Source organism: Streptomyces sp. NBC_01341 (genome assembly GCF_035946055.1).
Lineage (GTDB): Bacteria > Actinomycetota > Actinomycetes > Streptomycetales > Streptomycetaceae > Streptomyces.
In genome coordinates this window covers 244,993-257,214 of the sequence record NZ_CP108364.1, presented here as the reverse complement: position 1 = coordinate 257,214, position 12,222 = coordinate 244,993, and the positions used below count along the sequence as shown (strand labels likewise).

The following is a 12,222-nucleotide window of genomic DNA, read 5'->3' as shown; positions in this document are numbered from 1 at the left end:
GCAATGACCGCAACCACCTCCCTCACCGTCCGCGCCAAGGATCCGGCAGCGTTGCGCCGGCTCCTCACCGCCCCCGCCGCAGGGCCGCTCGCAGCCTTGATCCTCGCCTCGGCCTTCTTCTCCCTCAGCACCGAACAGTTCCTGTCCGGCGGCAACTTCTCGCTGGTCCTCCAGCAGGTCATGGTCGTCGGAACGCTCGCCATCGGTCAGACGCTGATCATCCTCACCGCCGGTATCGATCTCTCCTGCGGCGCGGTGATGGCCTTCGGCGGCATCCTCATCGCCAAGCTGGCGGTCGAGGGGCCCCTGCCGCCGCTGCTCGCCATAGCTCTCGGGATCCTGGCCTGCGGCGCGTTCGGTCTGGCCAACGGGCTGCTCGTGCGGGCCGTTCCGCTGCCGCCGTTCATCGTGACGCTCGGCATGCTCAACGTGGCCTTCGCCCTGACCCACATCTACTCCGCCGAGGAGACGGTCACCGGCCTGCCGGAACCCCTCACCTTCCTGGGCCGGACCTTCCCCCTCGGCCGGACCGATGTCACCTACGGATCCCTGGTCACCATCGCTCTCTTCCTCGGCTTCGCCTACGCCCTGAGCAGCACCGCCTGGGGCCGGCACGTCTACGCACTCGGCAACAGTTCCGAGAGCGCCCGGCTCAGCGGCATTCGCGTCAACCGGCTCACGGTCGGCGTCTACGCGATCGCCGGACTCGTCTACGGCATTGCGGCCCTGCTGCTGGTGTCGCGGACCGGGGTCGGCGACCCGCAGGCCGGCCAGACGGACAACCTCGACAGCATCACCGCGGTCGTCCTCGGCGGCACCAGCCTGTTCGGCGGACGCGGCACCGTGCTCGGAACCCTCGTCGGCGTACTCATCGTGGGTGTCTTCCGCAACGGCCTCCAGCTGATGGGGGTTTCGTCCGTCTACCAGACGCTGGTCACCGGCGTCCTCGTGATCCTGGCGGTCACCGTCGACCAGCTCTCACGAAAGGGGACCCGATGACCGGCCCAGCCTCCCCCCGGAACCCGAGCGCGGGCGAGCACGCCACCGCACCTGCCGGGGCCGAGCCCCCACCGGCGTCCGTCCCCGTGCTCAGCGCGCGCGGGCTGGTCAAGCGCTACGGGCACGTCACCGCGATCGACGAGGCGGACTTCGAGCTCATGCCCGGTGAGGTACTGGCCGTCATCGGCGACAACGGTGCCGGGAAGACGAGCCTGATCAAGGCGCTCACCGGCGCGTTGGTGCCGGACGCCGGAGAGATCCGGCTGCACGGCAAGCCGATCCGGTTCGCCGGTCCGCAGGAAGCGCGGGCCAACGGCATCGAGACGGTGTACCAGGACCTCGCCGTCGCCGCGTCCATGGACATCACTTCGAACATGTTCCTCGGTCGCGAGATCCGGCGACAGGGAGCGCTCGGCTCGGTACTGCGCATGCTCGACAAGAAGGCGATGCGTAGCCAGGCAGCCGCGCACCTGGCCGAACTCAAGGTCGGGGTGGGGCTGCTGAGCCAATCGGTCGAGACCCTGTCCGGCGGTCAGCGCCAGGCGGTGGCGGTGGCCCGGGCGGCAGCCTGGGCGCGCAGCGTCGTCGTGATGGACGAGCCCACGGCCGCACTGGGCGTGAAGGAGTCGGGCCAGGTGCTCGACCTCATCCGCCGGGTCCGCGACAAGGGCGTACCCGTGATCCTCATCAGCCACAACATGCCGCACGTCTTCGAGATCGCCGACCGTATCCATGTACACCGGCTCGGGCGGCGCGAGGCCGTGATCAAGCCGTCCGACTACTCCATGGCCGAAGTGGTGGCCATCATGACCGGGGCACTCACCGTGCGTCCGGACGGGGGTACGGTCGTGGCGGACAGCGACGCGGCCTCGGCAGCCGGGGTGCGCGGGAGCTGAATCCGCCCCGGCACCCGAGGGGACACTCCGTGGAAAAGGTGGTTTATGGCATCGGCCCGCAGACCGACACTCGCCGACGTGGCCCGCGAGGTGGGTGTCAGTGCCAAAACGGTCTCCCGGGTCCTCAACGAGGACGGCCCCAGCTCCCCGGAGACCAGGAAACGGGTGCTCGCGGCCGTGGCCAGGCTCGGTTTCCAGCCCAACCTGATGGCCAGGAGTATCCGTGTCGGAGGTCCCGACACCACCGTCGGATTGGTGGTGCCGGACCTCGGCAACCCGTTCTTCGGGGCCGTCGCGGGGGGCATCGAGGAGGTGGTGCGCGGCCGCGGGCTGACGCTGCTGATGGGGTCCTCCGCCGACGACCCGGAGCGGGAGCACACACTGATCCGTACGTTCCTGGCCCGACGCGTCAGCGTACTCATGGTGGCGCCCGCGGTGGGCGCTGACCACGCCCATCTCAAGGCGCAGCGCTCGGCGGGCATGCCGGTCATCTTCCTCGACCGGCCGGGCAGCGGCCTGACGGCCGACACGGTGGTCAGCTCCAACCGCTCCGGCACACAGGAGGGGGCCGCCCACCTGATCGCCGGTGGACACCGGCGGATCGGATTCATCGGCGACCTGCCGGCCCGGCTGTACACCCGTCGCGAGCGCGTCGCCGGATACCGTGCGGCGCTCGCCGATTCGGGCCTGCCCTACGACCGGGCCCTGGTCGCCGACGCCCATGACCCGGAGGGTGCCGCGCGGGCCACAGCACGACTGCTCGCCCTGCCGGACCCACCGACCGCCCTGCTGTCGGGCAACAACGTCATGTCGATCGGGGTACTCACGGAACTCGCCCGCGGCCGCCGGAGGGACGTCGCGGTCGTCGCCTTCGACGACGTCCCCATGGCCTCCATCCTCGAACCCGGGCTGACGGTCGTGGCACAGAATCCAGCGGCAATGGGTGAGGTGGCGGGTGCCGTCGCGATCGAGCGCCTCGACGGCGACCGCTCCCGGGCCCGCACGATCATGGTCGAGACCCGCCTGGTCCACCGCGGTTCCGGCGAGCTTCCGGCTCCACGGAGATGACGGTGAGGCGCGGAGGCGACGAGGCTCTTGACGTGCCGTTCGAGATGGGCAGCCTGCTCGGGCAGGGCGCGCCGGTGGTGACCAAGATGCTGTGGATGTACTCGCCGACCTTGCTTCAGGCAAGGCCGGCGGCGGCAGCGTTTTCACATGGCGCGCAGGCCCCGGTCGGCAAACGCGATCAGCCACTCGAAGCTCTCGTCGATGTCGGTGCTCAACTGGAAGCCGCTGCCTGCCTGCAACGTGGCGAAGCCGTGGCAGAGGCTGCGGAGTGTGCGCAGGGCGTGGTCCACGTCGGACTCTGCGATCTCGTAGCCGCGGAGGACCGCCGTGAACGCGCCGAGCAGCCGCTGACCCGCCGTGGCCAGCGGATCGTCCGGGCCGGACGGTGCCATCCCGATCGTCGCGGCGTACCGGCCGGGGTGCTCAAGGACGAAGGTGCGGAACGAGCGCGCCGCAGCCGCCAGGGCGTCCCGGCCCGCGTATCCCTGGACCGCGCCGCCGACGGCGTCGGCGGCCTCGTTCAATGCGAGGACCGCGATGCGCCGGTTGAGGTCCTCCTGGCCGCCCACGTGCTTGTACAGGGACGGAGTACGCACACCCACCCGCTCGGCCACGAGACCCATCGTCAGCCCGGCGAGGCCGACCTCGTCGGCGAGGGCGGCACCGGCTGCCACCACGGCAGCCGGGTCCAGGCCGGCCCTAGGCACGGGCGGCGGCCGATCGGATGAAGAGGAGCACGAGCGAAACCACCTGGTCGGGGAACTGGTCATGCGGGTAGTGCCCGGCGCCCTCGATCATCTCGAGGCGACCGAGGCCGGACGGCAGGGCTTCGACGATCGCCGAACCTTCGGCGTGCGGGTCGGCCCAGTCGGGGTCGAGCGTCCCCATCAAGACCAGGACCGGGCAGCGGACACCTTCTAGCTGCGCGCCGGCATCGGTCGGAGCGCTGCGCCCCATGCCTTGCAGGGCCTTCATCCGGCCCGGCTCGTGCAGCAGGGATTCGACGCGGCCGAGCCGCTCGGCCCAGTCGGCCGGCTTCGCGCCGGGGTAGGCGACGTCGAGGTACGAGCGCCAGCGCGCCACGCTGCCGAACACGACCGTGCCGAGCAGCCGCAGCATGCCCCGCCTGAAACGCTTCACCCGCAGGTCGCCGAGGCGGGTCGACTGCTTGCGGGTGAACGGTGCCAACTCGACTACCGCGGTGATCAGTGAGGGCTCCATCGCCGCGGCGATGGTGGCGGCGCCACCGGAGAACGAGTGGCCGACGAGCACGGCCGGGCCGCCCAGGTGGCGGATCACGGCGAGCAGGTCGCCGGCGACGGCGGTGCGGCTCCAATCCGACCAGCCGACGCTGGACTCGCCGCAGCCGCGAAGGTCGACCGCGGCGACTCGATATCCCGCCGCCACCAGGGGCGGGATCACAGAACGATACGCGGCGCGGCTGTCGCCTATGCCGTGCGCGACGACGATCAGCGGGCCGGACCCCGCCACCTCGTATGCGATCGTGCCGCCATCGACGGCAAGGTACCTAGTCATGACATCTCCAAGATCAAGCTAATAGCATTAGCTACAAGCTAATCTCATTAACTAAACCTGTCAACAACCCACGGCATGGCCAGCGGAAACGACGAAGCGCAGGCGGCGGCACGGACGTCTCCGGCCAGTTCGCACCTCGACGGCACAGCGTTCGCCAGACCCTGCTCCCCTCCAACGACGGGCGTGCGCTTCCGTTTCCGTGCGTTGTGCGGGATTCTGATGGGGAACCGCGACCGGTCCAACGGCGGCGCGGCCAGGGGGAGAGGGGGCGCCGTATGGAGACGCTGGAGTGTGGAGATCTGAGGCTGACAGGCCCCTGTCGGAACGTGGGGCGCGGGGACCGAGCGTGATGAATGCCGGCGTGGCGATGCAGCGGTGGCACTTTTCCCCCAACCGCCGGGCCGTGTCGGCTCCAGTCGTCGCTGACGGCGGCGTGTACGTCAGTAACGATTCCGAGGTCCACGCCGTGGACGCGGCCACCGGGCAGCAGCGCTGGAGGTTCTCCGTCGGCCAGGAGCGGAGCGACACCACCCCACCGGCGGTGGCCGACGGGACGGTGTACGTCGGCAGCAATGACGCGGCCGGTCACGTGTACGCGATGGACGCGCTCACCGGGCGGCAACTCTGGAAGGCCGGTACCGGTGCGCCCGTGTCCTCGTCATCCCTGGCAGTGGCCGACGGCGTGGTGTACGTCGGCAGCCGAAGGGGCCTGTGCGCCCTTGACGCAGCCAGCGGGGAGCAACGCTGGGAATTCGGCCCGGGCGCGGTGTTCTCTCGCCCGGCTGCGGCCGATGGTGTGCTGTTTGTGCACGTCGGCGGACGGGTCGGGGGTGGGCTGTATGCCTTGGACGCCCGCACCGGGGAGCAGCAGTGGAGGTTTTCCACCGGACGTGAGTGGAACGAGGAGTCAGCGCCGGCAGTAGCCGACGGGACTGTCCATGTCGGCAGCGGAAGCAGTCTGTACGCAGTGGACGCCCGCAGCGGGCAGCAGAGATGGATGTTTCTCGCCGGCCACTCTGTGACCGCATCGCCGGTGGTCATGAATGGCACCGTCTACTGCGGGAGTTGGGACAAGAACCTTTACGCGATGGATGCCGTCACTGGGACGATGCGCTGGAAGTTCCCCACCGCTGGTGCGGTGGCATCCTCCGTAGCCGTGGTCGATGGGCTGGTCTACGTCGGCAGCTGGGATTTCGGCCTGTATGCGGTGGACGCAGCCACCGGCGAAAAGCATGGGGAATTTCCCACGACTGACTGGGTCAATTCTCCAGCGGTCCTGAACGGCGTGGCCTACATCAGCACCCGGGACGGCCACGTCTACGCTCTGAAGACCCCGCTCCCGCCGCCACGGAACCCCACGGCCTGAGCGCGAGGTCCACCAAGCCAAGTACCTGTCACACCAGATCACGTAGGACGGTTCGTTGTCACCGCCGGAACACGACTCTTGTCCCCACCGGTGTCGTGGACGGGGCGCAGCCGGAGGTGTCCGGGTGCGGCGCAGGGGGCCGGTCTTCTTGCGGTGGCTCGTCGCTCCGGTCGACCTGAGGTCTGGACACGTCCGCCCGTGATGGCGTTGAGCGGGGTGGGCAGGCGAGGCCGGAGTGGACGCACCTCGTCGGCTTGGAGCGGCGCAGCTTCCTGCCTCTGGCGCGCGGCCCACCGTGACGAAGTCCACCGTGCCGTGCCAAGGGCTGTCCCACATTCCCGATCTCGCCGGAGAGACGAGCGACCGGACTCGCCACTGCTCCGTCCACGCCCAGCCAAAGATCACTACGGAACAAGTCCCACCTCACGAGCACTTGGGCGAAGCCCGGTCTGATGCTCCGAATGAGTGGACTCCTTTGCGCACGGATCGCCGGGAGACCTTGGTCGTGGATCCGGATGCTGAGGTTTGTCATCCGCTCCCTCTGGAAGAAGCGCCATGCACATGCGACGTGTTCCCTCCCGCCGTTTGGTCGCCGCGGTGCTGCTCGCAGCCGCCACGCTGGCCCCGGCCGCTGCGATTCCCGCGACGGCGGTCCCCGTCGCGTGGACTGCCCGTCAGGACATGGCCGGTTCCTCGCCGGACGAACTCGGTCCCGGGCTCGTCGCCCGGCTTGACAAGGCCATTGCGGAGGTACGCGGTCAGGCGGGCATTCCCGGTGCCGTTGTCGGACTGTGGATGCCGGGCAAGGGAAGCTACGTCCGGGCGACCGGCGTCGCCGACACGACCACACGCAGACCGATGTCCGTTGACTCCTTCGTGCGGATCGGGAGCGAAACCAAGACGTTCACCGTCACCGCACTGCTCGAGCTCGTGGACGACGACCGGATCAAGCTGGACGACCCGATCGCCAAGTACGTTCCCGGCGTGCCCAACGGCCACCGGATCACGCTGCGCCATCTCGCCGAAATGCGCAGTGGCCTGTTCCCCTATACCTCGGACACCGACTTCATCCACGACCTGCTGAGCGACCCGGAACGCACTTTCACTCCCCGTCAGACGCTCGCGTACGGCTTCAGGCACAGGAACACGTTCGCGCCGGGGGCGCAGTTCCAGTACTGCAACTCCAACCTCGTCCTGCTCGGCCTCGTGATCGAGAAGGTCAGCGGTCACCGGCTCGCCGACTTCATTCACGAACGGGTACTCGGCCCGGCTCACCTGCATCGCACGCTGTTCCCGAGAGGGCCCGGGTTCCCCGCGCCGCACCCGCGGGGTTACACGGACCAGACGCTGAGCGGCAAGACCGCTGACGCGACGAACTGGAACCCGAGCTGGGCCTGGGCGGCCGGGGCGATGATCTCGGACCTGCAGGATCTGCACCGATGGGCCCCGATCGTCGCCACCGGGAAACTGCTCAGCCCTGCTACCCAGCGACAGCGGCTCAAGACGCTGCCCACCGGGTTCCCCGGAACAAGCTACGGCCTCGGCATCTTCAAGACCAACGGATGGATCGGGCACAACGGCTCGATCCCCGGGTACGAGACCGTGACGGTCTACCTGCCCTCGAAGAAGGCCACGCTCGTCCTCATGATCAACACGGACACCCAGTGGCAGGGGAAGGAGCCGTCCACGCTCCTGGCCCGCGCGATCACGGAGATCGCCACTCCGGACAACATCTACGACAAGGACAGCGCGATCAGCCCCCGCCCGTAGTGGAGACCGTGGTGAACATGTGCTGTCCGATCGTTCCCACGCACGAAGTCACCTATCCGTTCGTTCGCGGCATCGGGCTGTTCGGTCAGCGTGGTTCAGATGAACAGGGCGCTCTCGACGTCGATGGTGATCAGTTCCAGGTCGCGGTTCACGGTGCCGTCCTCGGCCAGAGGGTAGACGCGCCTGCGGGTCGGGAGCACAAGTCCGTCGAAGTCCTTGTGATCCGAGGAGTAGTGCGCGACCGCCCCGGCGTTGACGACCTCGGCGGTGTAGTCGTGCCTGCGCAGCAGCCCGTCCTGATCGAAGTAGAAGACTTGGTCCCGGCAGTGAGTGGCGATGCGATCCGGGAAGGAAACCTTCAGGCGCCGCAGGGTCTGCCCGTCCTCCGTGACGGACGGTAGTTCCTCTGTCCGGAAATCCGGGGCGGCGAAGGTGAACGGTGACGTGAGGTAGGTCCACATCGCGTAGCCGGCGAAGTACGCGACGTGCAGGTCGTCCCACGGAGTCTCGAGGGAGTGCCCGGCGAATGCCGCACGCGGGTCGAGCCGCTCAGCCTTCACCTCGCCCGCGTCATTCTCGACAGCCACCCGCTCGGGGGTGACGGAGGTGTGCAGGTCCGGCGCCTTGAACGGGTAGTGACTGGCGTGCTCTCGGTGGAGGTCCAGCCGCACACCGGCGTGATCGAATACGCCTTGCTGCCCCTTCAGCCCCCACAGGGCGCCGCCGGAACGGAAATGCACAGTGACCGTACTGAACTGGTCGTACCGCTCCGAGCCGCCGTGGGCCGCTATGACGGTATTGGTGAGATCACTCATGAAGAACTCCTCTCAAGACAAGCCTAACCCGGCATTTCAGACAATCGAGACTCGTAGGGGTGCGGTCTTGCCTGAGCGGGGTTCTCGTGTCGAGCGGGGTGACGTACCGCGTGAGCAAGGCTGGAGGGGTGAGACCGATGTGACGGTCTCACCCCTCCAGCCTTGCTTTGTGGCGCGCTGTGGGCGGGCCCATCGTCCTCCAGGTTGTTCGGGCAAGCGTGTAATGCGTCTAGCGGCTGCGTGGGCTTACCAGGCGCTTGCTCCGCCGTCGACGGGGTAGTTGGCGCCGGTGATGAAGGAGGCCCGGTCGGAGGCGAGGAAGGCGGCGAGTTCTACGATCTCCTCGGGCTGTGCGAAGCGCTTGAGGAGGACCTTGCTGGTGACGGCGTCCCTCATGGCCTGGTTGTCGCCGAGGTCCCGGTCGCTGGCGGGAGTCAGAACAGGGCCCGGGCTGATCGCCACGGCTCGGATTCCGAGAGGGGCGCCCTCGAGTGCGAGCTGTCGTGTCATTCCGATGACGCCGGCGTTGGCGGCGGTGTGGGCGACCATCGGGGGAGTGGAGCCCGCGATCAGCCCGGCCTCCGACGCGACGTTGATGATGACTCCGCCACCGCGCCGGACGAGGTGCGGCCAGGTGTACTTCGACACGAAGAAGGGGATGTCGAGCTCCCCGGCCTCCGTCGCACGCCAGTCTTCGATGGAGAAGTCGGGCATGGCGCCGAAGCGCATCATGGCCGCGTTGTTGTAGACGGCATCGAGCCCGCCATAGGCGGCCGCGGCCTCGTCGGCCATCCGGTGTACTTGGTCCGCGTCGGTCAGGTCGACCGGTGCGATGCTCGTCATCTCGCCGCCGGCGCGGCGTACGAGGTCGACCGTCTCCGCATTGGTCTCGGCCTGGATGTCGACACCGACGATCTTCGCGCCCTCACGGGCGAAGATCAGGGCGGCGACGCGTCCCATACCTCCACTGGTGCCGGTGACGAGCGCTACCTTGCCGTCGAGAATTCCCATGACCTGTTCTCCTGCTTCTGATCTGCTGGGCACCCTGCCGCCGCACTGCGTCGTACGCATGTGGCAGCGGGGTGTGACTGCGGTTGCCGGCCTCGCCCTCGTTGAAGGCCGGGCCGCACGTTTGCTTGACGAAGCAAGCATGCATCTGGATCTGACAGGTGTCAAGCATCGATCTGACAATCGTCAAGCCACTCGTCTACGCTTCTCTCGGACGCCCGCGATCGGCTGGGCAAGCGGCTTCGCCGGCCGTGGAGCCCGGTGGGCCCGAAGGTGGGCAGCGCCCGAGTTCGCGGTGCGACGTCAGGCAGGCCGTTGCGATTGAGTGGGGAAGAATGACCGATGGAAACCGAGGGGCCAATTCGCCGACGCGGAGCAAGTACGCCTCTGCGCAACTGGGCGAAAGTGAGATCCTCCGGCGCGGGCTCGACACTTTCGCAGAGCTTGGCTACGCCGCGACCACGGTGCGGGAGCTGGCCCGGCGTCTTGAGGTCAGCCACAACTTCATCAACGACCGCTACGGGTCGAAAGGCAACTTCTGGCGTGCTGTCGTGGACTTCGCGATGCGGGACGACCAGGACGATTTCGACCATCAACTGGCCAAGTCGGGCGACGACGACGAGCATCTGACCGGTGTGATCGTTCAGCTCTACCGCCGATCGGCGAACGCCTCGGCGAAGAACCGGCTGCTGGCCGATGAATCCACCCGCGACTCCGATCGTCTGGACTACCTGCACCAACGGTTCATCCAGCCGTTCTGGGACAGCATCGAGCCGGCCATCAACAACCTCATGTCCGCCGGTCGCATCCCACTGGTTCCACCGCACGTCCTGTACACCGCCATCACCGGACCTGCGCTGGCCCTCGCCCAGGACCCCGTCGCCGACCGCCTGAACCCAGCGGCCGCACCCGTGGCGAAACAGGACAGAGAACGCCTGGCCGACACACTCTCCAGCCTCGTCATCCACGGCCTGCTCCGCCCCTGCGGACAGTGACCGACGCGTATCGCGCCAGAGCCGGATCACTCTGAGGTCTTGGTACTGCCACCGCATCGAGGCCAACACCCGTCAGTCCTGCAGTGCGCGGAAGACGGCTTGGAAGTCGCTGGTACGGGGCTGGTTGTGGGGGAGTCCGGCGACACCTGCGGCCACGCCGCAGGTGTCGCCGGCGAGGGATCCGGCGGCGAGGTGGACCTGGCCTTCCATGGGGTCAGACGGCCTTGGCGTTGCCGGGGCGGTGAAGGGTATGCCCCTTCGCCGGCCCAGGCGGATGTGCGGGGTGATCGTTCCGTACGGTTCCGGGAGTGAGCGGCCCGATCCCGTATGATACCCCTAGGGGTATTTATGGAGGTGGATGGTGGAGTTGGAAATGGCGGCCGACGAACTGAAGTCGGTGCTGAACCGGCTGCGGCGGGCTCAGGGCCAGATCGCAGGGATCATCAAGATGATCGAGGAGGGCCGGGACTGCGAGGACGTGATCACGCAGCTGGCCGCGGCCTCCCGTGCGCTGGACCGGGCCGGGTTCGCGATCATCGCGACCGGGCTGCAGCACTGCATGACCGAGGGCGGACAGCCGGCCGGTGACCGCGATGAGATGCGTGCCCGGCTGGAGAAGCTGTTCCTGTCCCTGGCCTGACGGGAGTGGTAGCCGTGGTGTTCATGCGATCACGTCGATCAGCATGAACACAGCCACCACCAGGAGTACGCCGGCGAAGACCTTCTGAAGGCTGTTGACGGAGACCTTGCTGCTGAGGCGTTTGCCGTCCCAGGCGCCGAGGATCGCCGCTCCCGTGAACGGGCCGATCAACCCCCAGTCGAGACCGTCGCCTGTCCCGGTGCGGGCCGCCAGGGCGGCGAAAGAGTTGACGGTGATGACGAGCAGGCTGGTGCCCACCGCCCGCCGCATCGCCAGGCCGAGCACGCTCACCAGGGCCGGGACGGCGAGGAAGCCGCCGCCGACGCCGAGGAAGCCGGTCACCGCGCCGAGTCCGGCTCCTGCCCCGACCGCCTTGCCGGGCTGTATCCGCTCCGGCGGCCGCGAAGAGGACGGACGGGACATCCGTACGGCCGCCAGTACGGCGATGGCGGAGAATGCGCTGGTCAGGGCCGCTTCGGGTACGCGTCCGGCGGCGGCCCCAGCGAGGTAGGCGGGGGCAATGCCCGCTGCGGCAAACAGTGATCCGGCCTTCCAGGCGACATGGCCGTCGCGCGCGTGGGCGTACAGGGCGGTGGCTGAGGTGGCGGCCACGATGATCAGGCTGGCGGTGGTGGCCGCGGACAGGCTGAAACCGAGCAGGTACATCAGCGCGGGTACGGCCAGAACACTGCCGCCGCCGCCGAGTGCTCCGAGGGTGAGACCGACGACTGCCCCGGCGATGAGGGCGAGAGCGATCGCGGTCACGCTATCCGGCCGCGGTCACCGCGTTCGTCGAGGACCGGGTGTCCGGCGGCGGCCCACGCGTTCATGCCGCCCTCGACGTCGACGACCTGCGCTCCGCGCCGGGTGAGGAGGTTTGCGGCCTGCTGGGAGCGGCGCCCGCTGCGGCAGATCAGCACCAGCGGTCGGTCGAATGCCTCGGCCGGCAGGTCGGCCCCGGCGACGAGTTTCGAAAGGGGCAGGTGGACGGCGCCGGGGGCATGGCCCGCGTTCCACTCGGGCCTTTCGCGGACGTCGAGCAGGACGGCGTCCGGTGTGTCGCCGCTGGTGCGGCTGCGGGCCTGGTCCACGCTGACGCGGGGCCGGCCGCGGCGGAAGAGGAACATCG

The 12,222-nt window shown here is 68.5% G+C and carries 14 protein-coding genes; 7 read left to right on the top strand and 7 right to left on the bottom strand.

All coding sequences use genetic code 11. The features are described 5' to 3' along the window. Nucleotides 1-3: 3 nt before the first annotated feature. From OG206_RS01080 to OG206_RS01070, 3 genes are read left to right on the top strand one after another with little or no spacing between them, the layout of a single operon-like run. Nucleotides 4-999 carry an ABC transporter permease gene (locus tag OG206_RS01080; RefSeq protein WP_327111192.1) on the top strand — a complete coding sequence of 332 codons (996 nt, stop codon included), beginning with the start codon at nucleotides 4-6 and terminating at the stop codon, nucleotides 997-999. Continuing rightward, complete coding sequence (locus OG206_RS01075; RefSeq protein ID WP_327111190.1) at nucleotides 996-1,895, top strand: ATP-binding cassette domain-containing protein; 900 nt, start codon at nucleotides 996-998, stop codon at nucleotides 1,893-1,895. Before OG206_RS01080 ends, OG206_RS01075 begins: the two co-directional genes overlap by 4 nt. Before the next feature lie 45 nt (nucleotides 1,896-1,940). After that, entirely contained in the window at nucleotides 1,941-2,963 is a 1,023-nt protein-coding gene (locus OG206_RS01070) for a LacI family DNA-binding transcriptional regulator (protein WP_327111188.1), read from the top strand. 143 nt (nucleotides 2,964-3,106) lie between these two features. On the opposite strand, the gene OG206_RS01065 is transcribed toward OG206_RS01070, so the two are convergent. Both OG206_RS01065 and OG206_RS01060 read right to left on the bottom strand, forming a co-directional pair. Further along, nucleotides 3,107-3,640 carry a TetR/AcrR family transcriptional regulator gene (locus OG206_RS01065; RefSeq protein WP_327122148.1) on the bottom strand — a complete coding sequence of 178 codons (534 nt, stop codon included), beginning with the start codon at nucleotides 3,638-3,640 and terminating at the stop codon, nucleotides 3,107-3,109. 22 nt (nucleotides 3,641-3,662) lie between these two features. After that, nucleotides 3,663-4,499 carry an alpha/beta fold hydrolase gene (locus OG206_RS01060; RefSeq protein ID WP_327111186.1) on the bottom strand — a complete coding sequence of 279 codons (837 nt, stop codon included), beginning with the start codon at nucleotides 4,497-4,499 and terminating at the stop codon, nucleotides 3,663-3,665. A 349-nt stretch (nucleotides 4,500-4,848) separates the two neighbouring features. Between OG206_RS01060 and OG206_RS01055 the strand changes: the two genes are divergently transcribed. Further along, nucleotides 4,849-5,865: a PQQ-binding-like beta-propeller repeat protein gene (locus tag OG206_RS01055; RefSeq protein ID WP_327111184.1), complete on the top strand. Its 1,017-nt coding sequence runs from the start codon at nucleotides 4,849-4,851 to the stop codon at nucleotides 5,863-5,865. 561 nt (nucleotides 5,866-6,426) lie between these two features. Then, entirely contained in the window at nucleotides 6,427-7,635 is a 1,209-nt protein-coding gene (locus OG206_RS01050) for a serine hydrolase domain-containing protein (protein WP_327111182.1), read from the top strand. A 95-nt stretch (nucleotides 7,636-7,730) separates the two neighbouring features. On the opposite strand, the gene OG206_RS01045 is transcribed toward OG206_RS01050, so the two are convergent. Together OG206_RS01045 and OG206_RS01040 are read right to left on the bottom strand one after the other, a co-directional pair. Beyond that, complete coding sequence (locus OG206_RS01045; protein WP_327111180.1) at nucleotides 7,731-8,450, bottom strand: hypothetical protein; 720 nt, start codon at nucleotides 8,448-8,450, stop codon at nucleotides 7,731-7,733. A 246-nt stretch (nucleotides 8,451-8,696) separates the two neighbouring features. Beyond that, complete coding sequence (locus OG206_RS01040; protein ID WP_327111178.1) at nucleotides 8,697-9,461, bottom strand: SDR family NAD(P)-dependent oxidoreductase; 765 nt, start codon at nucleotides 9,459-9,461, stop codon at nucleotides 8,697-8,699. A 332-nt stretch (nucleotides 9,462-9,793) separates the two neighbouring features. On the opposite strand from OG206_RS01040, the gene OG206_RS01035 reads away from it, so the two are divergent. Beyond that, on the top strand, nucleotides 9,794-10,453 hold the full coding sequence (locus tag OG206_RS01035) for a TetR/AcrR family transcriptional regulator (RefSeq protein ID WP_327111176.1): 660 nt from the start codon (nucleotides 9,794-9,796) through the stop codon (nucleotides 10,451-10,453). Nucleotides 10,454-10,525: 72 nt separating this feature from the next. Here OG206_RS01035 and OG206_RS01030 read toward each other — a convergent pair whose 3' ends face one another. Next, nucleotides 10,526-10,663, bottom strand: coding sequence for a hypothetical protein (locus OG206_RS01030; RefSeq protein WP_327111174.1), 138 nt, complete (start codon nucleotides 10,661-10,663; stop codon nucleotides 10,526-10,528). A gap of 151 nt (nucleotides 10,664-10,814) precedes the next feature. Between OG206_RS01030 and OG206_RS01025 the strand changes: the two genes are divergently transcribed. After that, entirely contained in the window at nucleotides 10,815-11,093 is a 279-nt protein-coding gene (locus tag OG206_RS01025) for a metal-sensitive transcriptional regulator (RefSeq protein ID WP_327122147.1), read from the top strand. Between the two features lie 21 nt (nucleotides 11,094-11,114). On the opposite strand, the gene OG206_RS01020 is transcribed toward OG206_RS01025, so the two are convergent. Further along, the gene (locus tag OG206_RS01020) at nucleotides 11,115-11,858 is read right to left on the bottom strand and encodes a sulfite exporter TauE/SafE family protein (protein WP_327111172.1); all 744 of its coding nucleotides are present in this window, start codon (nucleotides 11,856-11,858) and stop codon (nucleotides 11,115-11,117) included. After that, the gene (locus OG206_RS01015; RefSeq protein ID WP_327111170.1) at nucleotides 11,855-12,220 is read right to left on the bottom strand and encodes a rhodanese-like domain-containing protein; all 366 of its coding nucleotides are present in this window, start codon (nucleotides 12,218-12,220) and stop codon (nucleotides 11,855-11,857) included. Before OG206_RS01015 ends, OG206_RS01020 begins: the two co-directional genes overlap by 4 nt. Between the last annotated feature and the right edge of the window lie 2 nt (nucleotides 12,221-12,222).

Coding starts and splice junctions, on each gene's coding strand:
- OG206_RS01080 (WP_327111192.1), top strand. CDS start 4: ATGACCGCAACCACCTCCCTCACCGTCCGCGCCAAGGATCCGGCAGCG.
- OG206_RS01075 (WP_327111190.1), top strand. CDS start 996: ATGACCGGCCCAGCCTCCCCCCGGAACCCGAGCGCGGGCGAGCACGCC.
- OG206_RS01070 (WP_327111188.1), top strand. CDS start 1,941: ATGGCATCGGCCCGCAGACCGACACTCGCCGACGTGGCCCGCGAGGTG.
- OG206_RS01060 (WP_327111186.1), bottom strand. CDS start 4,499: ATGACTAGGTACCTTGCCGTCGATGGCGGCACGATCGCATACGAGGTG.
- OG206_RS01055 (WP_327111184.1), top strand. CDS start 4,849: ATGAATGCCGGCGTGGCGATGCAGCGGTGGCACTTTTCCCCCAACCGC.
- OG206_RS01050 (WP_327111182.1), top strand. CDS start 6,427: ATGCGACGTGTTCCCTCCCGCCGTTTGGTCGCCGCGGTGCTGCTCGCA.
- OG206_RS01045 (WP_327111180.1), bottom strand. CDS start 8,450: ATGAGTGATCTCACCAATACCGTCATAGCGGCCCACGGCGGCTCGGAG.
- OG206_RS01040 (WP_327111178.1), bottom strand. CDS start 9,461: ATGGGAATTCTCGACGGCAAGGTAGCGCTCGTCACCGGCACCAGTGGA.
- OG206_RS01035 (WP_327111176.1), top strand. CDS start 9,794: ATGACCGATGGAAACCGAGGGGCCAATTCGCCGACGCGGAGCAAGTAC.
- OG206_RS01030 (WP_327111174.1), bottom strand. CDS start 10,663: ATGGAAGGCCAGGTCCACCTCGCCGCCGGATCCCTCGCCGGCGACACC.
- OG206_RS01015 (WP_327111170.1), bottom strand. CDS start 12,220: ATGTTCCTCTTCCGCCGCGGCCGGCCCCGCGTCAGCGTGGACCAGGCC.